Origin of the sequence: Commensalibacter intestini A911, from assembly GCF_000231445.1 — a bacterium.
Taxonomy (GTDB): Bacteria; Pseudomonadota; Alphaproteobacteria; order Acetobacterales; family Acetobacteraceae; genus Commensalibacter; species Commensalibacter intestini.
In genome coordinates, this window is the sequence record NZ_AGFR01000012.1 from 40,453 (window position 1) to 65,439 (window position 24,987).

Below are 24,987 nucleotides of genomic sequence, written 5' to 3' on the forward strand. Positions count from 1 at the left end.
ATATAAGGCTAATATCATTTCAGTATTAGCTTTTATTAATTCAAAATTATAAATTCTAATACTGAACATTATAACTATAATAAAATATTTCATCTCCTAAACTTAAAACATTTTTATGTTACACTATAGTTACTAAATATATAATTATAAGGTTAAATAATAATGTTGTTCGATAATAGATTTAAAATAGTTAACGATAATTACAATGCTGGAGGAATGGGACAAATACTCCTTGTCGAAGATGTAACTAGAGAATTACAAGGAGTTTGAGCTCTAAAATATTGTAAATTTCCTCAGAATGAAGAATATATGAGGCGTTTTAAACGTGAAGTTCGATTATTAGAGAAATTAGACACCACACCAACGGTTGTTCCAATATTGTATTCAAACTTAGATTGTAATCAACCTTACTTCATCATGCCGTTTTATAAGCAAGGTGATTTAACTCGTATTCCTTTTGAATGGCTACATAATTATGAAAATCAAGAAAATATAATTTATCAAATGATAGATTGTATTTACAATCTACATTCACTTAATATATTCCATAGAGACATTAAACCTCAAAATTTTTTAATTAATGATAATGGGTATCTCATTATATCTGATCTTGGTTTAGGTCTAGAACCTGATTCTTCGACTCGTTGTACAGATACCTCACAATATTGGATGACGGAAGGATATTATCCTCCTGAGTTTACATCTAGTGGTTTTAAATATGCAGACACCACTTCTGATATTTTTATGTTAGGCAAGACTATATATGCCTTATTTACACGAACTAATCCTACTTACTTCATTGATAATCAATATATTCACAATCACGTAAGTTATATTTTAAGTAAAGCTTGTTCACAGAATAAGCAAGACAGATACCAAAATATTCTTGATATGAAACAAGATGTAACAACGAGTTACGATGTAATATTACAAAGAAAGAGTATATCCACAAAGCTTGATAAACAATTAGAAGCTATTCTACAGAGTAATTCCCCTAACAACATAGAAGATATTAAACAGTTTATCAGGAACTTACATTATACAAACGATAAAGAATCATTCCTTTATCAGATATCTACTACTAACTTCTTTTTATATTTTACAAATCTTCAGTTACAAGAAACACTTCAACTCCTACTTTCACTATACTCTACATTTTTATATGATTCACATCATCCATTCTCCTTTGCAGAGACTGTAGCAAATATTATGGCTGTCTTAGTCGATGCCAAAGATGTAACCACTCCACACAAAATCAAAGCATTAGAACTTTCTATCCACTTTGCACAATATATGCATCGATATGCAGCCATGAATACCTGTAATCAATTAATTTACAATATCACTGATGAAATACTTGCCCAACAAATCATAAATATCATGAGAGATAATCCAGATTGCTTTATAAATAATATTTCAGCAACACACTGCAAATCGTCATTAATTCGTGATTATTTAGAAACAATTAATGTATCACAGCATAATCAACCTATTTCTTTCTAATATTTCGGTACATTCTTTAATAGCTCATCAATCCAACCTCACGAAAAAAGTGAACGAGTGAAATGAAAAATAGGCGTATAGTAACTATTAATACATTTTATTAAGGAGATTTTAGATGAAAAAAGCATATGTATTTTTAGCTGCTATTGGCCTAACATGTTTAGGTTCCAACGCTTCTTTTGCACAACAACAAGAATATACATCTCAACAATTAGAAACTCTTAAACAAGCTGCTACACAAGGTGACGTTGCTTCACAAGAAAACCTTGGTCAAATCTATCAATTTGGAAAATTTGGCGTTAAAAAGAATTTATTTACAGCTAGAGATTGGTATGAAAAAGCTGCTGCCAAAGGCGGTGTAGTTGCGATGATTAATCTTGGTAATATGTATCAAAAAGGGGATGCTATTCCTCAAGACTATGCAAAAGCAAAAGCATTATTTGAACAAGCTGCTAGTAAAGACAATCCTATAGCCGAGTATAATCTTGGCGTAATGTATCAAGATGGTAAAGGTATTAAAAAAGATTATCCAAAAGCAATGGAATATTATCAAAAAGCTGCTGCTCAAGGATATGGCAATGCTTATAATAATATTGGAATATTGTATCAAGATGGACTTGGCGTTCATAAAACAAAAAGTGCCGCACTCGATAATTTCAAACAAGCTTGCCTAAATGATAGCCATCAAGGCTGTGAAAACTACAAAAAATTCGAAAAACAAGACACAAAAAAATAACAATATATTTTATCTCTATACAGTAAAACAATCTCAATCTTACTGTATAGAAGCCAGAATTTTACTTCTCTGGCACATTCTCCAACAACTCATTCATCCAAATCGTCGCATTGCCATCTGAAGGTGCACGCCAGTCTCCACGAGGAGATAATCCGCCTCCTGCAGAAACTTTCGGTGAGTTCGGCATCGCAGAACGTTTAAACTGACTAAAAGCGAAAAAACGTTTCATAAATACTTCTAGCCAATGACGAATTTCTGATAATGAATAAGCTTTCTTTTTATCTTCTGGAAACCCTTCTAACCAAGTACCTTTTTGAGTATCCGACCAAATTGAATAAGATAAAAAGGCAATTTTTGAAGGCTTTAATCCATAACGCAAACTATAATATAAGTTAAAATCTTGCAATGCATATGGGCCTATTTTTTCCTCTGTGCTTTGCAATGTTTTATTATCTTGTGATGGAATTAACTCTGGTGAAATCTCTGTATCTAAAATGCGTTGTAAGATCTCTCCTGCCTCATCAGAAAAGCGTTTAGAGTGAATCACCCAACGAATAAGATGCTGAATTAACGTTTTAGGCAAACCACCATTCACATTATAATGTGACATTTGATCACCAACCCCGTAAGTACACCATCCTAAAGCCAGTTCAGACAAATCTCCAGTTCCAATAACAATCCCATGATGATGATTGGCTAACCTAAAGAGATAATCCGTTCTTAATCCAGCTTGCACATTTTCAAAGGTTACATCATAAACAGCTTGCCCTTCGGAATAAGGATGCTTCATATCTATTAACATTTGCTCTGCCGCAGGACGGATATCCAAACACTCCCATTGGATTCCCAATGTCTCCATCAATGCCTCAGCATTTCGTTTGGTTTCAGAACTCGTTCCAAAGCCTGGCATAGTATAGCCTAAAATGGCATCCCTACCCATCTTCAACTCATCTACAACCTGAACCGCAACCAACAACGCTTGTGTTGAATCAAGACCACCAGAAATTCCAATTACTAGTTTTTTTGCACCGATTGCTTGAATCCGTTGTTTTAACGCAGACACTTGGATCATATAAGCTTCAAAACAATCTTGTTCCAAACGTTGAGTATCTGACGGCACAAAAGGAAAACGTTCTAGAGGTCTTTTTAATCCAATTGTTTCTAATGTTGGATTTAACGTAAATTCTACCGTTCTATACTGATAACGAGCGGATTCATTTTGATGAAAACTACCCATTTGCAAGCGCTCTTGACGTAAAATATCTAAATCAATATCTGCTACCAAACAAAGCTGTCCTTCTGGAAAACGATCACTTTGTGCTAAAACTTGTCCGTTTTCGATAATCGATAATTGTCCATCCCATGCAACATCTGTGGAGGATTCCCCTTGCCCCGCAGCAGCATATAAATACGCACAAATCCCTCTAGCAGATTGGGACTGACATAACAAAATGCGCTTTTCTGCTTTACCAATGGTAATATTACTCGCAGACAAATTCGCAATGACCGTGGCACCCGCAATACAAGCATAGCTACTCGGAGGAATCGGAACCCATAGATCTTCACAAATTTCTATACCCATGACAAAATCAGGGTAATCAATCGCTGCAAAAAGCAAATCAACACCAAAAGGTACCTTTTGACCTAATAGTGTTATTTCCTCTTGTAAGGTATGCTGTCCGCTAATGAATTGACGAGCCTCATAAAATTCACGATAATTCGGTAGAAAAGATTTAGGAACAATACCTAAAATCTGCCCTTTATGAAGCACAATTGCACAATTATATAAGGCTCCCTTAAAAACAAGCGGCGCACCTATCACCAAAATAGAAGTTAAGTGTTTTGTAGCTTGGCAAATATTGCCAATCGCTTGCACCGTTGTTTCTAACAAAATCTGTTGTAACCTCAGATCTTCAATGGAATACCCTGTCAATGAAAGCTCTGGAAAAACACATAAAGCTACACCTTGTTGGTTAGCTTGCTCTGCCAACGAAATCATTTGCTGAGCATTTTCAAAAGGATCTGCTAATTTAACAACAAAATTACAGGTAGCACCTCTTAATAAATTATGTTCATAAAGAGAATAAAAATTTTTCAAAGGAGACTCTCCTATAAGGCACGATATAAAAAAATAATTAACTGAATTTACGAGAAGACTTTTTCTCTAGTTCGTTACTAATCATTACCCAGATCAGCAATACCAAAGAATAAAATCCATTCATCATCGTTAGAGATATCGGTAACCAATTAAATAAATAAGAAGGCAAATCACAAGGTTTATGAGGACGATCTGGCATTTCCATAAAACGTGCTGCTAAATCTTGAGTATGACTAGCCACTGCATAACATTCAGGCAAAGGACTCATCCACCATCCTTCCTCAACCCCGATATGTACAAAAGACAGACCCAGACTTACCAATAAAATCAACACAATAATTGCTTTAACCCAAGTTACTAATGCACCTCGAACCAATAATAGAAAGAAGCCTGCAACAATTAAAATACGATAAGGCCAGCGTTCTAATAAACACAAGCCACAAGGAGCCATATTCCATATATTTTCAGCTATCCACGCAAATCCTAACGCAAATCCTCCTGCCAAAACCATTAGAATCCCTGTTAGATTTTTAATAGATTGTCGATGTTGATAAGACACAATGGAAGCCTTTACAATATTAATACATAAAATAGACGTATATTTTACTATAAAATAAAGAATCAAACACGCATAAAATCATATGCTTATCTTATACTTAATAAAAAAGCCCTGAGAATTCTCGTTTCTCAAGACTTAAATATAGAATTATTTATCATTTATTCTTAATGTTGAGATTGAATGGAATGCTCCAGAGATTGTTCTAAATCATTTTGATTTGCTGGCTCTTTTTGTTCACTCTGACTGGTTGTTGGTTTCACTTCTAATGGCTTACTACTTATCTCGCCTGCACATCCAGAAAGACTAACATTATAAAGAGGATGCTCAAATACAGATGCTCCAGGTTCTGCAACAAAAATCCATGCTGAAAATGGATTAGTTGAAAGCTGACTATCGGTAACAGTAACAAACGCTGCACTATCTGGAGAAGCAGTTGTCGGGCGAACAACACAATTTTTTACCGCGATGGTTAGTGTTTTATATTGTGCATTTCCACCGACAGGAATCGTTAATGTCGTTACACTAGATTCCAATTTATTTAATACTCTTACCACTGCCTTAGGTTGGCTATACCATGTATCTACAGGAGGTAAAGCAGCCTGCTGTTTATTCGCATCTGATGGCTTGGATGTATCAGAAGCATCAGGGGTAACCGCATAAGCAGAGATTCTCACTATACCAGATAAAGCAAAGAGAGAAACAAGAAAAAGCTTTTTCAAAGCACTGGACTCCGTAACTGATCCACTATTTGTTTTAATAAATCCCGCATAGCCTGTTCATCAACCCCCATAATCATTGCATCCTCAAAATAATCTTGCATGGCTTGCACTAATTCTGCATAATTTTCATTCAAGATTTTAATCTTCTCTTTACAAAGAACAGGCTGCTGATTTGACTGAGACCAAACAGGATATTCAGTCATTTTTCTGCCTTTTACTCTAAACCTGAAGAAGGAGCGCTGCTTGCTGGCTTATTAGCGTCTGACTTTGAATTATCAGATTTTGGCATATTATCTGTTACAGAGAAAATAAACTTACTGAGCAATTCTTGTAAGCTAATAGAACCTTGAGTATGCGTAATAAATTGATCTGGTTTTAATACAGCCTCATCACCACCAGGAGAAAGATCAATATATTTTCCGCCTAACAAGCTATCACTTGTAATAATGGCTGCGGTATCAACAGGTAAACGAATATCAGGACGTACAGAAAAAGTAACCGTTGCTTTAAAATCTTTTGGGCTAACGAGCTCATGCGTCACTTGACCTACAGTAACCCCTGCTAATTTCACATCTGATCCAACATCTAACCCATCAATATGTTCAAACGAAGCTTTTAAAGGATACCCATCATCTTTACTTTGCCCATGCCCAACAATTGCAAATACAACTGCTGTGACAAACACAACAATAACAATTAATCCTGTAATTAGCTCAAAAATCTGCTGTGTTTTTCTTAAAGAAGTAACAAACATATGGATAAACTTTACCTATTCTTCTGGAGACCAGCTTTCATAATCTCCAGTTGCCTTTGCACGTTTTCCGCCTGCATAATCGCTGCCTTGCGGGTGATATGCTTTTGCAGAACCTGTTTGATTTGGGCTATATGGAACCTGCCACGGATGACGTTTAGAAACAGGAACCGCTGCATCAGCACCATGATGCAACCATACCCACCATTCAGGAGGAACCACAGAAGGATCCTCACCTTTTTTATAAATAACCCAACGCTCATGACGCGGTTCCCCACCACCAAGGCGGTTTTGTTTACGAGATTCGTAATAAGAACGTCCGTCTGCGTCTTTGCCGACCAAGCGTCCTTTAAACATCGTATGAAGGCGTGTTCCTAATGTTGTCATGATCCTAGTTCAGTATATTTATCTATTAATAATTAGTAATATGAAATTCTTATATAGAATTCTCTTGCATAAAAATATACCCTTTTCATAAAAAAAGAGCAAAAAACTTTTAAATTATTTTTATAAATCTTTGAGCAATTTTATATATGACCTCTTCAATGATATCTTTAAATACAAAAACATCATTCATTTTTATAAAATAAATTTTATCCACAATATCCACTATATCCATAGGGGTGTATAAATTTTTACGTAATTATCCCTCTTATAATCCCATTAAAAACCCCTTACACTTTTATGTATTATGAAAGCAAAACATCTCTGGAATGGTATCAGGATGCGCAATCTGCAAACTGCGATTGACCCCGATGCACCTTTATACTCTGTAACAATTCCCGAAGATTGGGAAAGTAACGCAGCGACGGCGATCCTTCAGCTATGCCCCGAGCATCAACTGGATGTCTCTCCGATTAAAGCTGAAGTGTTAACAGCAAATTGGTTATTGCCCCTTTGCGAGCAAACCGATCAATTTACAGTAAAAAATTGGGAAAACATCTTGTTGCATAGGCAAGCTTGTCCCAATGAAAGTATTTGGAAGCATGATACAAGTCAGAAGTTAAGTATTACCATTAACTTGGCTGCGTTCGCATCTGCTGAAACGGGGTTTGATGCCCAATCTTATCGTCATGTTTTACAAATCGCTGCTGAAACATTACGGATTTTATATAGACAACAAGCCAATTTTATGAATGGTGAGTTGCCTTTTTTAGAGCCAACCGAATCTATTTCTCGCAAAGATGACGATAAACAGCTCGAATTCGCACCTCAACCAAGTGCTGGGATTATTTATCTTTCTAATCTCGATGCTTGCTTAGCACAATTAGGGTTTGATTATGGCAGCAATGATGGCAGAGATATTGCCTGTTGCGTCACTTGTTTTGCGACTTTACTTGCAAATGCGGGCTGTGGCTCTGACTTTTTACCTTTATCTCCTGATTGGAATGCCTTACCAGAGTTGGCTTCTACAGCAAAAGAGATCTGGGCATTAGCATCCGATGAACCACAATCTCGTTTAGAACGCATCGATACCAGCTTTTCATTACCAGGCAACCCAAGTGACTTATTATTAGGATCAGAATCTTGTGGACTTGCACCTATTTTCTCTCCATTAAGAGAAGATGGGCTATTAAATTTCAGCACGCTTGCAAGATTAGCTCATAAAGGATTAACTTTAGAATCTGCCTTGGCAGCCTCTCTTGCTGGAGAACAAATCTTAACACCGCCATCCAGTCAAGCACATTATGCCATGCACCAAGCGTTGGCTGGGTTTGTCACGCATATGCCTGCAAGACCAAGTCAGATTACTTATCCTTTATCTCAAAAAGCAATGCTGACTCGTGGTACGAAAAGACCATTACCACCACGTCGCAAAGGCATTACCCAAAAAGCAAGTATTGCAGGACGTGGGTTATTCTTACGAACTGGAGAATACGAGGACGGCTCTCTTGGAGAAGTGTCTATTACGCCAACTAAAGAAAGCGCTATGGTCAAAGGATTACTCGATAGTCTGAGCCAAGCCGTGAGTATTGGATTACAATATGGTGCGCCTTTAAAAGACTATGTCTCTCATTTCGCGTATAGTCGTTTTGGGGTTGCTGGGACCGTCGAAGGTGATCCAAATGCCTTATATGCAACGTCTTTCTTAGACTATAGTTTCAGGGTTTTATCAGATGTTTATTTGAATGAATCCTTACCTGATGCACCAAATAATTTACATGTTGGTGAGGATACAGTTCCTATGTTACCGTTAGAGTTACCTGAAGATGATGAAAATCCACCATCTTCCCCTCATCCTCGCAATCGTAAATTTAAATTGGTTAGTTAAAAGGAAATTATCATGTCCACCATACAAGAACGCCTAAAAGCATTAAACATTGTTTTACCAACGCCTGCTGCTCCAGTGGCAAATTATGTACCAACCATGCAAACTGGAAATTCTTTAATTATCTCAGGGCAACTACCTTTGGTTGATGGTAAATTATTCGCAACAGGCTTATTAGGTAAACAAGTCGAAGTTCAAACAGGTGTTCAAGCTGCACGTTTCTGCATGATTAATATTCTTGCTCAAGCTCAAGCTGCTTTAGGCGACTTAAACAAAATCAATAAACTGGTTCGTTTAGGAGGCTTTATTGCCAGCACTCCTGAATTCACACAACAAGCAGTTGTGATGAACGGTGCCTCTGACCTTGCTGTGGAAGTTTTCGGTGACGCAGGACGTCACGCACGCTCTGCTTTTGGTGTTGCTTCTTTACCAATGGATGCTTGTGTTGAAGTCGAAGCTTGGTTTGAGTTAAAATAATTTTTTTTATTAAGCTTTATATTTTCTATAAAAAAAGGACGAATAGAAATCTTCTACTCGTCCTTTTTTTTACATCTTAATCAAGCGTTATTTCTGGTGGATCTTTCTTAAAGAAATCCGTTAAAAAGGCTAAATAAATAATCCCTAAAGCTAACCAGATAATCCCTAAGATTAATGCAAGTTTATCCAAACTCACAAATAACCAAAAGGTTGTTAAAAACCCAATAATTGGAAAAAGTAAATAAGAAATAATTTGTAACCCAGCGCGTTGTTTCTCTCTAATCCAAAAGTGATTAATCACTGAAATATTCACCAACATAAATGCCAGAAAAGCACCAAAATTAATAAAAGATGCTGCTGTTAAGACATCAATCTGAGTTCCAATTAATGCAACAACGCCACATAAAACAACGTTATTCACTGGCGTTGAAAATCTAGGACTTAACTTCCCAAAAAACCTTTTTGAAATTACGCCATCTCGACCCATCGCATATAATAGTCTGGATGCACTCGTCTGTGCTGACACGCCAGAGGCGAACTGTCCAACAATTAAACCAATCAAAAAGAATGACGCAAAAATATCACCACCAATATTCATAGCAATTTCACTTGCAGCGGAATCTACATCATGGAAAACAAAAGAAGGATGCGCCAACTGAACAAAGTAAGACGTAATAATAAAAATAGCGCTGCCAACCAACGTCACTAAGATAATTGCTTTTGGAATAATTTTCTTCGGTTCTTTGGTTTCATCGGCAAGCGTTGTCACTGCATCAAACCCAAGGAATGAATAACAAGCAACTGCTCCACCCGCCAAAATATACGATAGATGAGCCCCCTGATTCCAAAGTGGTTTTAAAGAAAACAAAGGTGTTGTGCCATCCGTTGTTACATAGTGAATACATAAAACAATAAAGGCTACGATAATTAATGATTGAATTAGCATTAATAAGCTATTGATACTCTTAGCAAACTCCAGCCCAATCACATTAATAATCGTCGTTAAAACAATAAATACAATTAACCAAAAACTCAGAGATATATGAGGAAAAGCAGAATGCAAAAAGGAAGCACCAATTAACCAAATCACCATAGGAATAAAGAAATAGTCTAATAAAATAGACCAGCCTGCTAAAAATCCTAGCTTACTATTAATAGATCGACGAACGTAAGTATATGCTGAGCCTGCTACGGGATAGGCTCTTGCCATATGACTATAACTCAGCGCAGTAAATAACATTGCAATTGACGCTGCTCAATATGCAGTTGGCACGTTTCCTTTGGTTTCTTCGGCCAACATACCAAAAGTCCCCAAAACAATAATCGGCGCCATATAAGTCACGCCGAATAAGACAACCGCAGCCAAAGAAAGTGTTCGTGATAAATGAGGCAATGCTTATTTCCCTATTATAAATTATACCATGTACATCTTGATAAATAAATTTAGTCCGACGCAATCATCCAATGAGAATGCTGATCTTGATGTTGAATGACTTTATTGCTCAACTTTACTCTACGTTCTTTAAGATAATGAAACTCTGTTTGATATTGGCTAACTTGTTTGGGATCGATATTTACGCGCATAACACATTCTTCTCTGCCAGCTTCGCAAAGCAAATGTCCTGCAGGATTCACCACGCAACTGCCACCATGAAAGGTTAAATTGCCATCTCCTAAACCAACACGATTGACCATTACAGCAAAAAGCTGGTTTTCTTGAGCACGAGCCATAATTGCAGTGCGATGCGTTTGAGCATATGGATCCATATTGCCATTGGTAACGATGAGTAGTTCCGTACCAAGCTCTCCCAAAGCACGAGCTGATTCTGGATATTCAATATCAAAGCAAATAAGAAAACCAATTTTAACCCCACGCCATTCAACACAGCTATAGCGATCTCCCGCATCAAAAATCCCTTGATCTGTCAGCCATAAATGCGTTTTACGATAATAAGCCAAAACGCCATTTTCTGGCGTAATAAAAACGGTCGTATTGTAATATTTACCTTGATGCTCTTCTGCAAAACCAATCGCAATCGCGACATCCTTTTGTTGTGCAAAAGAGATCAGACGTGTCATACTGGGACCATCTAAAGGCTCCGATATCGTTTTTAAATTTTCCTTCGTTGGAAAACCACTTAAATAAGTTTCTGGAAAAACCAAAATATCAGTCAACTCTGAGCAATTAATAACTGCGTCAACTGCCTTATTTAGATTATACGCTTTATCTCCATCCTTACATTCCAGTTGAACCAGTTCAATTTCCATCGTTTTTATCTTACTATCTTTACTATAATTACAAAAAATCTATGTTTATGATAACAAACTATCTCTTAATGTGAATAGTAAAATATAATCTTTCAAAATAATATTTAAAGTGTGACTACAATTTTTAGCATTTGTTAAAATACATTTCGTATAAAATTTGAACTATTTTCTTTTCGGAATATTATTGAAAAACAATATTGTGCAACGAAAGGATAAAGCATGGATCAATTTGGTGAAGACCCACTGACAAAACTTGCTTTTACGATACAAGCAAATAAAGGCGTATATGCATTATTATTAGGATCAGGAATATCTTTATCCTCTGGTATTAAGACTGGCTGGGGTATTACCTGTGATTTAATTGCACGCTATGCAGTTGGATGTGGTGAAAAGGAGCCTGATTTTGAAAATGACCAAGAGCGTGATCAATATTGGGCAAAGTGGTATGTAGACAAATATAAAAAACAACCTGATTATTCTGATCTTTTAGAAAAGTTAGGAAATACAGAAACTGAACGTCAATCCATTATTAAAGCCTATATAGAGCCATCTTCTGAAGACATCACACAAGGCAAAAAAGCCCCAACAAAAGCACATCATGCAATTGCGAAACTGGTCAAAGATGGGTTTATCAAAGTTATTATCACGACTAATTTTGATCGTTTATTAGAACAAGCATTTCATCAGGTAGGAATTACGCCGACGGTTATTAATTCAGAAGATGACTTGTTAGGACAAGACCCTCTGGATCATTCTCTCTGTTATCTCATCAAAGTGCATGGCGATTATAAAGATCATCGAATTAAAAATACAATAGGTGAATTATCTGAATATCCTGGTGAATATAAAGAGCTTTTAAAGCACATTTTTAATGATTATGGGCTGGTTGTCTGTGGTTGGTCTGCTGCATGGGATATCGCATTAAAACAAACGATACGATCAGCGACCAGCAGACGTTATTCATTATTTTGGGCAAGTTATGGTGAACTTGGTGAAGATGCGAGCCAAATAGTCGAGGAACGTAAAGGCAATGTTATTCCCACAAATAAAAATAAAATAGGTGGTGCCGATGGATTCTTCACTAAACTGCAAGAAAAAGTAGAACAAATCGAAAAACTGAGCCTACGTCGTCCCAGAACTGAGGTTTTGATTTTATCTACACTCAAAGACTATCTATCAGAGCCAGAGAAAAATAGAATCAGAATTGATGATTTGTTTAAAGAAGTACTGACTACACAGTTATTAGAATTTAAAAAATTTCATAAAAACAAGTGGATAACTCGTGATTGGGAAGATAAATTCTCCATTTGCGAAGCCCAAACACAAACATTAGCTAAAATGGTTGGGATATTAGGAATATATGGAAAAAATGGAGATAAAGAAGTCAAATTAGTATGTAATTTTATCCAATTAATATGTGATAAGCTTAGGAACAAGCTATCAGGAGAGGCTTACTGGGAAATGCCATCTAATAAAAACGCTTATTGGGAAGATAATAGTAATTTATCCTATCCTGCACATTTACTTTTCACTCTTTATGGCGTTGCTCTAACCAAAGCAGAACGATGGAAAGAACTACATGATTTACTTACATTTCCATTAAAAAGAATGTATGTAAAAAATCTATCAGACAGCACAACTGATACACCAATGTGGTATTTTTTTGCATATAGTAGAATGGAAAATAAAAAAAATAAAACGAGCAATCATAACGATTTAATAAAATTATGGCTAAATAAATTATCCATTGATAGTTACACCGCTGCATTTACAGTAGGTTTATTCTATTATTTTACTTTTTTAGTTAATATAGAGGATAAATGGAATAAACTTGATAACGATGCTAAAAATATCATAACAAAAGAAATTACTGATCAACGCAAAGTAGATAATATTGTGCAACTGCAAAACGACCTTTTTAATATATCAAATGAGTGGTACTGCCTAACTCAGCTAAGACTACCTACAGAAGCTACTTTTATTACCTCAATGTCAGAGATTAGAAGTTTCTTCAATAATATGACACTTCGAAAAGAATTAGTAAAAAGCGGCTTTAGTATCATCCAAGAGTATCTTTTATTAAATCTTTTATTCTCTCAATAAAAATTTAAAGATATCTAATCAAATGATTTACAACAAAAAAGGACTGAATAATCAGCCCTTTCTTTATATCCTATAGAGGAATGGTCTCTCTCGCTAATGTTGTCAAAGCAATAATACCAGGAAGGGCTTTGCCCTCTAGCCATTCTAGAAATGCTCCACCAGCGGTGGAAACGTAAGACATATCATGGATCACGCCTGCATGTTTCAATGCAGAAACCGTATCACCACCACCAGCAACGCTTTCTAATTTACCAGCTTTGGTTAATTTAGCAGCTTCTTGAGCCACAGCGTTGGTTGCTTTGTCAAACGGAGTGAATTCAAATGCACCCAAAGGACCGTTCCAAACTAAAGTTTTTAGTTCGGTTAATGCTTTATTTAACACTTCAACAGTTTTAGGCCCAACGTCCAAAATCATTTGGTCATCAGGAACTGCGTTCACATCAACAATTTTAGTTGCTGGGTCGTTTTTCAATTCAGCTGCAACAACAACATCCACAGGAAGAAGGATTTTACATCCTTTTTCTTTTGCCTTTGCCATAATTTCACGAGCTGTATCGTGCATTTCTGCTTCTTGTAATGACTTACCAACCTTAACGCCCTGAGCCGCAAGGAAAGTATTTGCCATTGCCCCACCAATAACCAATACATCAACTTTAGCAATCATATTGGATAAAAGGTCAAGCTTCGTAGAAATTTTTGAACCACCAACAATCGCACCCACTGGACGTTTTGGATTTTCTAATGCACGACCAAGCGCATTCAGTTCATTTTCCATTAAACGACCAGCAAAAGAAGGAAGATATCTTGTAACGCCTTCTGTTGACGCATGTGCACGGTGAGCTGCAGAGAATGCATCATCAACGTAAATATCTGCCAAAGATGCTAGATCTTGAGATAATGTTGGATCGTTCTTTTCTTCACCAGCATGGAAGCGGGTGTTTTCAAGTAAAAGAACATCGCCGTCTTTCATTGCATCCACAGCTTTTTGAGCATCTGGACCAATGCAGTTATCAGCAAACGCAACAGGTAACTTCAATACAGAAGCCAATGCTTCGCCAACTGGACGTAAAGACATTTCTGGAACCACTTTCCCTTTAGGACGGGCAAAGTGACTACAAACGATAACCTTAGCACCTTTTTTCACTAATTCTTGGATAGTTGGTACTAAACGCTCTAATCTTGTTGTATCAGAAATCTTGCCATCATGAGTGGGAACATTTAAGTCCCCACGTAACAAGATTTTTTTACCTTTACAATCAACAAGATCATCAAGCGTTTTAAACGCTTTTTGATCACCCATGATTATTTGCTTCCTAGGATAACAGCTGTATCAGACATACGGGTTGAGAAACCCCATTCATTGTCATACCAACCAGCAACGCGGATCATTTTACCACCATCGATGAAACCTGTTTGAGTTGCATCAAATGTAGAAGATACGAATGTGTGGTTAAAATCAGAGCTTACCAATGGTTCATCATTATAAGCAAGAATACCTTTTAATGCACCTTCAGCAGCTTTTTTGAAATATGCATTTAATTCTTCGATTGAACCAGGGATTTTGGTTGGAACGAATTCTAATGCAACATAAGAAACGTTAGGGGTTGGAACGCGAATAGCAATCCCATCCAATTTTCCTTTTAATTCAGGAATAACAAGAGCTACAGCTTTTGCTGCACCAGTTGTTGTTGGGATAATATTTTGAGCAGCTGCACGTGCACGATGTAAATCTTTGTGTAATGTATCAACTGTACGTTGGTCACCAGTATAAGAGTGAATGGTGATCATGCTACCGAATTCAATACCAACTGTGTCTTGAAGCACTTTAGCAATAGGAGCAAGACAGTTTGTTGTACAAGAAGCGTTAGAAATAACGGTCATATCGCCTGTGATAACTTGTTGGTTAACACCATAAACAACAGTTGCATCAACTTCTTTACCAGGTGCAGAAATCAATACTTTACGAGCACCTGCTTTTAAAAGTTCACTAGCAGCAGCTTTGGTTGTAAATAGACCTGTACATTCCATAGCAACATCCACACCTTGTAAAGGTAGTTTGCTTGGATCTCTTTCTGCAGTAATTTTGATTGGGCCAAAAGTTTTACCTGCATGTTTAATGGTCATGGTGTTATTTTCGACTGTAATATCTGCAGGAAGACGACCATGAACGGTATCGTATTTTAATAGATGTGCATTTGCTTCTGCACTACCAAGGTCGTTAATCAAAACAACTTCTACGTCTGTACGACCTTTTTCAATGATACTACGTAATACTAAACGACCAATACGACCAAAACCGTTAATTGCAACTTTAATAGCCATGATAATTAAATCTCCTTAAGATATATCACGTTACTCAGAACTTAAATATGTTCCGTAACTTATTAAGCCTTCTACATCATACTCGATTTTTGAAAATCAGTCACAATTTTTTGATGACTATATCTTTAAAAAACTGTGTATCCTATTATGAAAAGAATCTGTTTGATTTTCTAAATATTGCTAATGTGAAAACGTTATCGAGCCCTTGTCAATATTTTTTTTATTAAGCAACAAAATTAAATATATTCTCTATATCTACATCATATTTTTTATAGATATAAGATTGTATAAATTTTTATAGTTTCTTATAATGGAAAATCTGTGTTTATTTTCCCCTACTCCTTTTAAAATTTTCAATTTTCATTGAATTTTACAGACAATATTCTTATGAATATGATAAAAACGAAAAATCTAAATTCGTCCCTAAATAAAACTTGTTTTATTTAAGAGAAGCTCTTTCATAAAGACCGTTTGTAAATAGTATAAAATATGACCCGTTACTCTAAGACTTTTATTGTTGTAAGCAGCCTTTTGGCACTAAATGCCTGTAAGCTGGTCGATCAAAGAACATTTAATCCTAGTGCTGGACGTAGACCTGTTCCTTATGTTCCTCCTGCACCTCCTGCACCACCACCTCCTGCACCTCCAATTGAAATTGTTCAAGGCACACCAGGGGAACAATGGGCTAAACCACTAACAACTCTGGTCAAAGACGCATTAAAAAGAAAACCGGATGCTATGTTCTTAGTAACGATTGTTACCCCTATTTCTGAGGCACCTGCGACACAACAAGAAGCCATGCAAAAAACAATTCAAGAAAATGGCCAAGATGTTGCACAAGCCATTATCAAGGCTGGTGCCAGACCTGAACAAATTCTAATGTCTGCAAAAGCAGACGGTTCCGTTCAAAAAAATGTCGTTCAAGTGAATATAAAATAAAATACTATTTAAAAAACAATAAAGAGGCCTAAATTCTGTCAATATAGATTTAGGCTTTCTTTCTATTTATTATCGTTTTTTTAGGAGCAACTTTCAGTGACTGACCAAGTAGAATCTGCACATCCTTTTTATGCATATTGCCAAAACGCATTACAAGAAATTGAACAACAAGGGCGTTATCGCAGATTTACCTCGTTAAGCAGACGCTCTGCCAGCTATCCTGTTTATGACAAAGGTAACTTAGAGCAGCAAGAAAAACCTGTTGTGGTATGGTCTTCAAATGACTATTTAGGCATGGGTGTTGAACCTGAAGTCATGAATGCTGCTATTAATGCCGTCAAAGAATATGGCGCTGGGGCTGGTGGAACACGTAATATCGCAGGCACGCATCCTTTACACGTTGCTTTAGAAGCTGAGCTTGCAGACTTACATGGTAAAGAAGCTGGTTTATTATTTGTCTCTGGATATGTTTCTAATCAAGCCAGTTTACAAACAATTTTAGCCAGTATGTCTGGCGGTTGGATTACCTTTTCAGATCAACAAAATCACGCATCAATGATTGCAGGTATTAAAGGTGCTAAACAATCAGAATGTATTATTTTCAAACATAATGATTTAAAAGATCTAGAGGAAAAACTTGCAGCAGCCCCTGCCTCTGCTCCTAAATTAATCGCTTTTGAAAGCGTTTACTCTATGGATGGCGATATTGCTGATATTGGTGCAATATGTGCTCTTGCTCGCAAATATAATGCCTTAACGTATCTCGATGAAGTTCATGCCGTTGGCTTATATGGTGAACAAGGTGGTGGGGTTTCTCAAAGAGACAATGTTGCTGATCAAGTCGATATTATCGAAGGCACTTTAGCCAAAGGATTTGGTGTTCATGGTGGCTATGTGACTGCTAAAAAAGAAATTATTGAATATCTTAGATTAGCTGCTTCTGGCTTTATTTTTACAACAGCTTTACCACCATCCATCGTCGCGCCAGCATTAGCAAGTGTTCGTTTGGCTCGTCAACAAAATTGGCGCCGTGAAAAACTTTTTGAACGTGTGCATACGTTCCAAAAGAAATTAAAAGAAGCTGGTATCCCTTATTTACAAACCGAAAGCCATATTGTGCCTGTCATGATTGGTGATGCAGAACGTTGTAAAGAAATTAGCAAACGTTTATTGGAAGAATTCTCTTTATATGCAACGCCAATTAACTATCCAACGGTTCCAAAAGGCACCGAAAGACTACGCTTAACCCCTAATCCTTTTCATACAGATGCTATGATGGATGATATGGTTCAAGCATTAAAATCTCTCTTATAAAAATAAAAAAAGCGATTATACCCCAAAGTATAATCGCTTTTTTAAAACTTATTTTATTTATTAAGTTTTTACTTATTTATCAGATGCTTTGTTTTGAATAATTGTTTTTAAAGTATCATAACTCACAGCACCTGGAATGATTTTAGAAACATTGATAACCAATGCAGGTGTTCCATCGATTCCTAAATCACGCAATAATTTTACATTATCTTCTAATGCTTGCGTAATAGAAGCAGCTTTCATATCTTGAATTAAACGATCACCATCAAGCTTTTGTTGATTAGCAATTGTTTTAATCGTGTCTTCCGTAATTTCCTCTTTAGAATCCATAATGGCTTTCATCATTACAACGTAACCATTTTGACGCGCAGCTGCTGTAATTGCTTTGGCTTGGAGAACACTATTCTCTCCAAGAATTGGAACAATTTTAAAGATTACCTTTACATTTTTATCATCTTTAACTAACTGAATAAGTTCTGGAAGAACTTTTTTACAGTAAGGGCAGCGAGGATCAAAGAATTCTACAATAACATTCTTTGCATCTGGATTTCCGATAAATCCATCAGTTGGTAAAACATTATTTAAAACATTTTTCTTATCAGCAAGTGTTTTTGTTGCAGATTCTGCTTTTTGTTGAGTTCTTGCTTTTTGTGCTGCAATAACCGCATCTTCTAAAATCGTTGGATCATTTTTTAATGCATCCCGAACAATAGAAACAATTTCTTTACGTTGTTGTGGGGTGAACTGATCGGTGCTTTGAGCATGACCAGATAATGGCATAAAAAATACACCTGCTAATAAAGTGAACGCCAAAGGTAAATGCAAATTGCGCTGAAATAGCGACTTTGTCATTAAAAATCTCCATGAAATGAAAAGTAAATTTATTTTAAGTTATTATAACATTATACAGGATAATAGTTGTTATGTTATAAAAAAAAACTTATCAATAGAATTACTATTTGTATTTACTGGTTCTAGTAAAAGTAAAAGCTTTATTTTTATCTGGTTATTCATCGGAGAGCAACCGCGTGTCTAAGCGTCATCATACCTTGTATAGTCATTATTTTTTAAAAGGTTGTACCTTCTTAAAACAACCTGTTTCTTCTACTCAACTCAACAGTAGCTGGCTTAAAAAAGCGAGTAAGATAGCATTATCTTCTATCGTGGCGTTCTCAGTTACCGCTTGTGGCGATGGAAAAACTGGCCATCAATCTTTAAAAAATAAAGCAATGCAAGATCGAATCACTGGATATGTTGGCAGTATTTCAGCTGATGAACCCCAAGCAGCAATGATTGCACGTGATGTTCTAATCAGAGGCGGAAATGCAGCTGATGCAGCGACTGCACTAGGATTTGCATTAACTGTCACCTTGCCTTCTCGTGCTTCATTAGGCGGTGGCGGAGCATGTGTGGCTTATCGTCCAGGGAAACCTGCTGAATCTTTCCTTTTCCTTCCTCAACCTGGGGCCGCAACTCAAGGAAAAACAGACCGTCCTGCTGCAATTCCGATGATGGCTCGAGGATTATATTTGCTACAAGCAAGCAATGGCAAAGCTGATATTAACGATATTCTACAAGTTACCAGTAACTTAGCAGGAAATGGTGTGACCGTTTCTGATATCTTTGCAAGCGATCTAGCTGCCGTACAAGGCCCATTATTCCAAGATCCTGCAATGCAAAGACTATTTACTCGCAGAGATGGGGCAACCTTACAATCTGGTGACACATTAATCCAACCTCGCTTGAAAATTATTTATGATCGTCTGACAACTGCAGGAATTTCAGATTTATATGTCGGCTCTTTAGCACACAGTTATATCCTTGGTGCTCAAGCTGCTGGTGGTGGATTAAATGGTGCTGACTTCAGAAATGCTTTACCTGTCGCAGCTCCAGCTTTATCAATTTCCCTTCCAAACAAAGAAACCCTTTATCTTGTTTCTCCTCCAGCTGATGGTGGTCTAGGCATGGGGATGGCTTGGAAAACACAAGGAAACGCTTTAACAACCTCTCAAGGAACAGTTGCAAAATGGCGTGCTAATAACCCAACCAAATTTGATAAACAAGATATTCTAGCTCAAGAAGAAAAAGCACAATCTTTATTAAATAACGGTCAAGCTGGAAACGGAACTTTACCTTCATTACCAGCATCAACCTCCTTTACTGTTGTCGACAGAGACGGTGAAGCTGTCTCTTGTGCATTAACGATGAATAACCTTTTTGGAACAGGGCGTATTGCAGGAACCACTGGCATTGTAATGGCAGCATCTCCAAACTCTGCACCACAACCTTTATTAACCGCAGCAATCGTTACGTATAAAAATCGCTTCCTTGCAGCAATTGGTGCATCTGGACAAAATGATGCCGCAGCCGCTGGTGCAGAAGCATTAAGCAACTTGCTTAATTCTGGTAAAAACAAAGAAAATTCAGCCATCGCGCATCCAAACACATCTCAAGGACGTGTTAATGCTGTTTACTGCCAAGATGGACTTCCGGGAGATACCGATAAATGCCGTGCTTATACAGATCCTCAAGGTGCAGGACTTGCTCTTAGCAAAAGATAAAAAAATATAATTTTATGATGTATTCAAATGTCATTTTCAGTAGAATGGAAATGACATTTTTTATAATAGCCCTGCGTAAAAACAAGCGCATAACATCACTAACGGTTTATAACAAAAAGAGAGTTTGTAACAAATGGATAAAAATAAAGCATTAGATGGCGCTTTGGCACAAATAGAACGTGCTTTTGGTAAAGGCTCCATTATGAAAATGGGCGAAAGACCCTCTATTCAAGTCGAAACCATTTCAACAGGATCTATTGGATTAGACATTGGCTTGGGAATTGGTGGCGTTCCCAGAGGACGTGTTGTTGAGATTTATGGCCCAGAAAGCTCTGGTAAAACAACAATGGCATTGCATATCATTGCAGAAGCTCAAAAAATGGGTGGCACCTGTGCATTCATTGATGCCGAACATGCGTTAGATCCTGGTTACGCACGCAAATTAGGCGTAGATATCGATAACCTTTTGATCTCTCAACCAGATGCTGGCGAACAAGCATTGGAAATCGTTGACACATTGGTAAGATCGGGCGCAATTGATGTTCTCGTTGTTGATAGTGTTGCAGCCTTAGTGCCTCGTGCAGAGTTAGAAGGCGATATGGGCGACAGTCACGTTGGCCTTCATGCACGTTTAATGAGCCAAGCGCTTAGAAAATTAACAGGTTCTGTCTCTCGTTCAAATACTTGTTTAGTTTTCTTAAACCAAATTCGTCAAAAAATTGGCGTGATGTTTGGTTCTCCTGAAACGACAACAGGTGGAAACGCACTTAAATTCTATGCGTCTGTTCGTATGGATATCCGCCGTATCGGTCAGGTCAAAGATAAAGAAGAAATCTCTGGAAATCAAACTCGCGTTAAAATCGTAAAAAACAAAATGGCACCTCCTTTCCGTCAAGTTGAATTCGATATTATGTATGGAGAAGGAATCAGTAAAACAGGCGAGCTCATTGATTTGGGCGTCAAAGCTGGAATCGTTGAAAAAGCTGGCTCTTGGTTTTCTTGTGATGGTCAACGTATTGGACAAGGCCGTGAAAACGTTAAACAGTTCCTACGTGAAAATCCTGAAGTTGCACAAAGCATAGAACAACGTATTCGTGAACAATCAGGTATTGTCAATGATGCAATGATGACGAATGATATTGATGATGCTCAAGACGATCTATTAACAGAATAATTATTCACATATAAAGTGACGGTATCATCTGCTGTTATATATAAAAAAAGCCGACAAATTAAATTGTCGGCTTTTTATTTAAATTAAATTATTCAGCTTCTTTTTCTTCAACAACCTCAGTCGTTGAAACTTCTACATTCGTATCACCAACTAATCCTGATGCAAATTCTTCTGCTGAGAAATCCCTTAAATCCTCGGCTTTTTCACCCACACCCACTGCATGAATAGGAATTTGGAACTGTTGAGCCAACGCAATCACAATCCCACCACGAGCCGTACCATCTAACTTCGTAATAACCAATCCAGAAACATCAACTATTTCTTTGAAAATACGCACTTGTTCAATCGCATTTTGTCCCGTAGTCGCATCCAGAACCAACAAAACAGAATGAGGAGCCGTTTCATCAAATTTTCGCATAACACGAATAATTTTTGCCAGCTCTTCCATCAAAGCACTTTTATTATGCAATCGCCCAGCCGTATCAATAAATAAGATGTCTGCGCCTTCATTCTTTGCACGCTTCAAAGCCTCAAATGCCAAGCCTGCAGCATCAGCACCTGGTTTTCCAGAAATCACTGGAGCCCCAACACGATCACCCCAAATTTGCAATTGTTCCACCGCAGCAGCACGGAAAGTATCCCCTGCAACCATCATCGTCTTTAGCCCTTGATCGCCAAAGAACTTTGCCATTTTACCAATTGTAGTCGTTTTTCCTGTACCGTTCACGCCAACCATCAAAACAACATGAGGTTTCAACTCTGGATTAGGTTTGAATGGTAATGCAACAGGTGTCAGAACTTTGGAAATTTCTTTAGCCAGCGCATCTTTAACTTCTTGATCGCTAACCTCTGCACCAAAACGCGTTTTACGAAATGTTTCAATAACATTCTCTGCAACTTCTGGGCCGAAATCAGCTGCGATCAAGACTTCTTCTAATTGTTCTAGAGATTCTTCATCTAAACGACGTTTTGTAAAAACAGACGTTAGGTTTGTGCCCAACTTTTGCGTTGAACGAGATAACCCTTCTTTTAAACGTGAAAAAAAACCGAGTGCCATTTATATTCTTTCCACCACTATACCATCAGAATCACCCGCGATCACGCGAGCAGAAATTATTTCACCAGGAGTTGCTAACTCCTCTTTTAAAGTCGCAAAAGCAAATTGTTCAGAATGCCCACGATCTGGCATCTCCATTAATACACTCACCTCTTTACCAATCAAAGACTCATGGAAAATTTTAGAGGAATGTAATCCCAACTCTCTTAATTTAGCAGCTCGTTCCTTACGCACAGCAACCGCAACCGCAGGCATTTGTGCTGCGGGGGTATCTTTACGCTCACTGTAAGGAAATACATGTAAATAAGGGAACGCTTGCTCTTTTAAAAACTCATAAGTTTCTTGAAAATACACATCATCTTCCGTTGGAAATCCTGCGATAATATCAACACTTAATCCAATGTCAGGACGAATAGAACGTAACTTTTTAACCAACTGATCTACATCTGCTGTTAAATGACGACGCTTCATGCGTTTTAAAATCATATCTGAACCTGCCTGCACAGATAAATGCAAATGCGGCATCAAACGAGGTTCTGTCGCCAATAATTCCCACAAAGTTTCATCAAAACCAATCGGATCAATAGAGGACAAACGCAAACGCTGTAGCTCCGGAACGGCCTTTAAAACAGCCTTACATAAATCTCCTAAAGCAATTTTCTCATCACTATTGCTTTTCCAAGACGCAATATCAACACCCGTTAATACGACCTCTTTATAATCTCTTTCAACCAATGCTCTGGCTTGATCAATAACGCCTTCAATCGTCACTGAGCGAGATGGCCCGCGACCAAAAGGAATCACACAAAACGTGCAACGATGATCACATCCTTGCTGTACTTGAACAAAAGCTCTGGTACGGCCTGTAAATTCGGTCACGACTTGAACCGCAGCGTGTTTAACAGACATAATATCCGAAACTTGGTTTCCAGAAGCAATCGCTTCATTCGTCCAATTTTCTGCTTGTAACTTATCTTCATTCCCCAGAACCTGAACCACACCAGGTAGCTCAGACCATTTTTGAGGATTTAATTGTGCGGCACAGCCTGTCACCACTATTCTCTTTTGATCATCTTTTCGATTTAATCGACGAATAGCTTGACGGGCTTGACGTTCTGCTTCCGCAGTCACCGCACAGGTATTCACAACAACCACATCCCCTAACCCATCGGCATACTGTCCCATAACCTCACTCTCGTAACGGTTAAGACGACAACCAAAAGTTAAAATTTGTGGTTTCTTTGCTGTCTCATCATTCATAAAGGATAATCATCCAATTGGAATTGCCCAGTAAAAGAAAAATGAACTGCACCTGTCATTAATACATTATCTGTTTCTTCGTCCCATTCAATGATCAAATTGCCACCATCCATTTTTACTTCGCAATAACGATCAGCAAACCCTCGACGAACTGCATTCACAACAGAGGCACATGCACCAGAACCACAAGCCAACGTTAACCCAGCCCCACGTTCCCATACACGAACACGCATACTTTGGCGATCCAACATCTGGACAAACCCAATATTGGCACCTTCTGAGAATAAAGGATCTTTCTCTAAAATCTTACCAGAAAAAACAGGATCAACCGTTGTCAAATCTTCCACAAAGAATGTGACATGTGGATTGCCCATAGAAACCGCAGAAGGAGACCCTGCCAATGGTAATGCCAATGTATCCACATCATGAGCCAATGGAACCTCTTGCCATTTTACTCTGGGTTTACCCATATTGACTTTCATTGTATGCTCGTCAATGACTTCTGTAGGCAATAATCCTGCATTGGTTTGCAAGACAAATTCTTTACGTTGATATTTATGATGCAACCATCCAGCAACACATCTGGAACCGTTTCCACATGCCCCTGCTTCATCACCGCCCTCGTTAAAGAACTGGACATAAATATCTGCGTTGCTGTCCTTTGGTTTAGAAAGAACGATTAATTGATCACAACCAATCCCATAACGACGATCACATAAAGTTTTGATTCGACGTTCATTCAATTCAATATTATTAACAGAATTATCGATAATGACAAAATCATTGCCAATACCGTGCATTTTATAAAAAGGAATGTTCATTATTCTTCTAAATACAGTTATAGACTATAAAATCAATTTACCAACAAATTATAAAA

General features: G+C 37.4%; 23 protein-coding genes and 1 pseudogene. 9 read left to right on the plus strand and 15 right to left on the minus strand.

Translation table 11 applies throughout. From position 1 onward, the window contains the following. Positions 1 to 282 precede the first annotated feature (282 nt). Positions 283 to 1,503: pseudogene (locus CIN_RS10135) on the plus strand (protein kinase domain-containing protein); the annotation flags it as partial. A 115-nt stretch (positions 1,504 to 1,618) separates the two neighbouring features. Next, on the plus strand, positions 1,619 to 2,239 hold the full coding sequence (locus CIN_RS10140) for a tetratricopeptide repeat protein (protein WP_008855006.1): 621 nt from the start codon (positions 1,619 to 1,621) through the stop codon (positions 2,237 to 2,239). Between the two features lie 61 nt (positions 2,240 to 2,300). Here the strand turns inward: CIN_RS10140 and CIN_RS10145 are convergent, their stop codons facing one another. The 6 genes from CIN_RS10145 to CIN_RS10170 all read right to left on the minus strand — a co-directional run bounded on the left by CIN_RS10145 (position 2,301) and on the right by CIN_RS10170 (position 6,753). Then, positions 2,301 to 4,337, minus strand: a complete 2,037-nt coding sequence (locus tag CIN_RS10145) for an NAD(+) synthase (RefSeq protein WP_008855007.1) — start codon at positions 4,335 to 4,337, stop codon at positions 2,301 to 2,303. A gap of 37 nt (positions 4,338 to 4,374) precedes the next feature. Then, a complete protein-coding gene (locus tag CIN_RS10150) occupies positions 4,375 to 4,896 on the minus strand; it encodes a disulfide bond formation protein B (RefSeq protein WP_008855008.1) in 522 nt (173 codons plus the stop codon). A 164-nt stretch (positions 4,897 to 5,060) separates the two neighbouring features. Beyond that, positions 5,061 to 5,615, minus strand: a complete 555-nt coding sequence (locus CIN_RS11585) for a DUF2155 domain-containing protein (RefSeq protein WP_050798426.1) — start codon at positions 5,613 to 5,615, stop codon at positions 5,061 to 5,063. Next, the gene (locus tag CIN_RS10160; RefSeq protein ID WP_008855010.1) at positions 5,612 to 5,818 is read right to left on the minus strand and encodes a hypothetical protein; all 207 of its coding nucleotides are present in this window, start codon (positions 5,816 to 5,818) and stop codon (positions 5,612 to 5,614) included. Before CIN_RS10160 ends, CIN_RS11585 begins: the two co-directional genes overlap by 4 nt. An 11-nt stretch (positions 5,819 to 5,829) precedes the next feature. Next, positions 5,830 to 6,369 carry an outer membrane lipid asymmetry maintenance protein MlaD gene (mlaD, locus tag CIN_RS10165; RefSeq protein ID WP_008855011.1) on the minus strand — a complete coding sequence of 180 codons (540 nt, stop codon included), beginning with the start codon at positions 6,367 to 6,369 and terminating at the stop codon, positions 5,830 to 5,832. A 15-nt stretch (positions 6,370 to 6,384) separates the two neighbouring features. Then, entirely contained in the window at positions 6,385 to 6,753 is a 369-nt protein-coding gene (locus tag CIN_RS10170) for an NADH-ubiquinone oxidoreductase subunit NDUFA12 family protein (RefSeq protein WP_008855012.1), read from the minus strand. Between the two features lie 337 nt (positions 6,754 to 7,090). Between CIN_RS10170 and CIN_RS10175 the strand changes: the two genes are divergently transcribed. Then, complete coding sequence (locus tag CIN_RS10175; protein WP_050798427.1) at positions 7,091 to 8,638, plus strand: TSCPD domain-containing protein; 1,548 nt, start codon at positions 7,091 to 7,093, stop codon at positions 8,636 to 8,638. Between the two features lie 12 nt (positions 8,639 to 8,650). Then, positions 8,651 to 9,112 carry a RidA family protein gene (locus tag CIN_RS10180; RefSeq protein ID WP_008855014.1) on the plus strand — a complete coding sequence of 154 codons (462 nt, stop codon included), beginning with the start codon at positions 8,651 to 8,653 and terminating at the stop codon, positions 9,110 to 9,112. Positions 9,113 to 9,188: 76 nt separating this feature from the next. Here CIN_RS10180 and CIN_RS10185 read toward each other — a convergent pair whose 3' ends face one another. Genes CIN_RS10185 through CIN_RS10190 form a run of 3 tightly spaced genes read right to left on the minus strand, consistent with a single transcriptional unit; the run spans position 9,189 to position 11,380 of the window. Next, entirely contained in the window at positions 9,189 to 10,352 is a 1,164-nt protein-coding gene (locus tag CIN_RS10185) for an APC family permease (protein ID WP_211475723.1), read from the minus strand. Positions 10,353 to 10,367: 15 nt separating this feature from the next. Next, complete coding sequence (locus CIN_RS12040; RefSeq protein ID WP_008855016.1) at positions 10,368 to 10,505, minus strand: hypothetical protein; 138 nt, start codon at positions 10,503 to 10,505, stop codon at positions 10,368 to 10,370. 50 nt (positions 10,506 to 10,555) lie between these two features. Next, entirely contained in the window at positions 10,556 to 11,380 is an 825-nt protein-coding gene (locus CIN_RS10190; protein WP_008855017.1) for a carbon-nitrogen hydrolase family protein, read from the minus strand. A 219-nt stretch (positions 11,381 to 11,599) separates the two neighbouring features. Between CIN_RS10190 and CIN_RS10195 the strand changes: the two genes are divergently transcribed. Further along, the gene (locus CIN_RS10195) at positions 11,600 to 13,483 is read left to right on the plus strand and encodes an SIR2 family protein (RefSeq protein ID WP_008855018.1); all 1,884 of its coding nucleotides are present in this window, start codon (positions 11,600 to 11,602) and stop codon (positions 13,481 to 13,483) included. Between the two features lie 70 nt (positions 13,484 to 13,553). On the opposite strand, the gene CIN_RS10200 is transcribed toward CIN_RS10195, so the two are convergent. After that, positions 13,554 to 14,783: a phosphoglycerate kinase gene (locus tag CIN_RS10200; protein WP_008855019.1), complete on the minus strand. Its 1,230-nt coding sequence runs from the start codon at positions 14,781 to 14,783 to the stop codon at positions 13,554 to 13,556. Between the two features lie 2 nt (positions 14,784 to 14,785). Next, positions 14,786 to 15,805 carry a type I glyceraldehyde-3-phosphate dehydrogenase gene (gene gap, locus CIN_RS10205; RefSeq protein ID WP_008855020.1) on the minus strand — a complete coding sequence of 340 codons (1,020 nt, stop codon included), beginning with the start codon at positions 15,803 to 15,805 and terminating at the stop codon, positions 14,786 to 14,788. A 489-nt stretch (positions 15,806 to 16,294) separates the two neighbouring features. Between gap and CIN_RS10210 the strand changes: the two genes are divergently transcribed. Further along, complete coding sequence (locus tag CIN_RS10210) at positions 16,295 to 16,744, plus strand: hypothetical protein (RefSeq protein ID WP_008855021.1); 450 nt, start codon at positions 16,295 to 16,297, stop codon at positions 16,742 to 16,744. Positions 16,745 to 16,840: 96 nt separating this feature from the next. After that, a complete protein-coding gene (gene hemA, locus CIN_RS10215; RefSeq protein WP_008855022.1) occupies positions 16,841 to 18,058 on the plus strand; it encodes a 5-aminolevulinate synthase in 1,218 nt (405 codons plus the stop codon). A 72-nt stretch (positions 18,059 to 18,130) separates the two neighbouring features. On the opposite strand, the gene CIN_RS10220 is transcribed toward hemA, so the two are convergent. Continuing rightward, positions 18,131 to 18,910: a DsbA family protein gene (locus CIN_RS10220; protein WP_050798428.1), complete on the minus strand. Its 780-nt coding sequence runs from the start codon at positions 18,908 to 18,910 to the stop codon at positions 18,131 to 18,133. A 176-nt stretch (positions 18,911 to 19,086) separates the two neighbouring features. On the opposite strand from CIN_RS10220, the gene CIN_RS10225 reads away from it, so the two are divergent. Then, positions 19,087 to 20,619 carry a gamma-glutamyltransferase gene (locus CIN_RS10225; RefSeq protein WP_245527838.1) on the plus strand — a complete coding sequence of 511 codons (1,533 nt, stop codon included), beginning with the start codon at positions 19,087 to 19,089 and terminating at the stop codon, positions 20,617 to 20,619. 133 nt (positions 20,620 to 20,752) lie between these two features. Beyond that, a complete protein-coding gene (recA, locus tag CIN_RS10230) occupies positions 20,753 to 21,793 on the plus strand; it encodes a recombinase RecA (RefSeq protein WP_008855025.1) in 1,041 nt (346 codons plus the stop codon). A gap of 88 nt (positions 21,794 to 21,881) precedes the next feature. Here recA and ftsY read toward each other — a convergent pair whose 3' ends face one another. From ftsY to dapF, 3 genes are read right to left on the minus strand one after another with little or no spacing between them, the layout of a single operon-like run. After that, positions 21,882 to 22,850, minus strand: coding sequence for a signal recognition particle-docking protein FtsY (gene ftsY, locus CIN_RS10235; RefSeq protein ID WP_008855026.1), 969 nt, complete (start codon positions 22,848 to 22,850; stop codon positions 21,882 to 21,884). Beyond that, positions 22,851 to 24,110, minus strand: a complete 1,260-nt coding sequence (gene mtaB, locus CIN_RS10240) for a tRNA (N(6)-L-threonylcarbamoyladenosine(37)-C(2))-methylthiotransferase MtaB (protein WP_040364401.1) — start codon at positions 24,108 to 24,110, stop codon at positions 22,851 to 22,853. It abuts the gene before it with no gap. After that, positions 24,107 to 24,931 carry a diaminopimelate epimerase gene (gene dapF, locus CIN_RS10245; protein ID WP_008855028.1) on the minus strand — a complete coding sequence of 275 codons (825 nt, stop codon included), beginning with the start codon at positions 24,929 to 24,931 and terminating at the stop codon, positions 24,107 to 24,109. Before dapF ends, mtaB begins: the two co-directional genes overlap by 4 nt. Between the last annotated feature and the right edge of the window lie 56 nt (positions 24,932 to 24,987).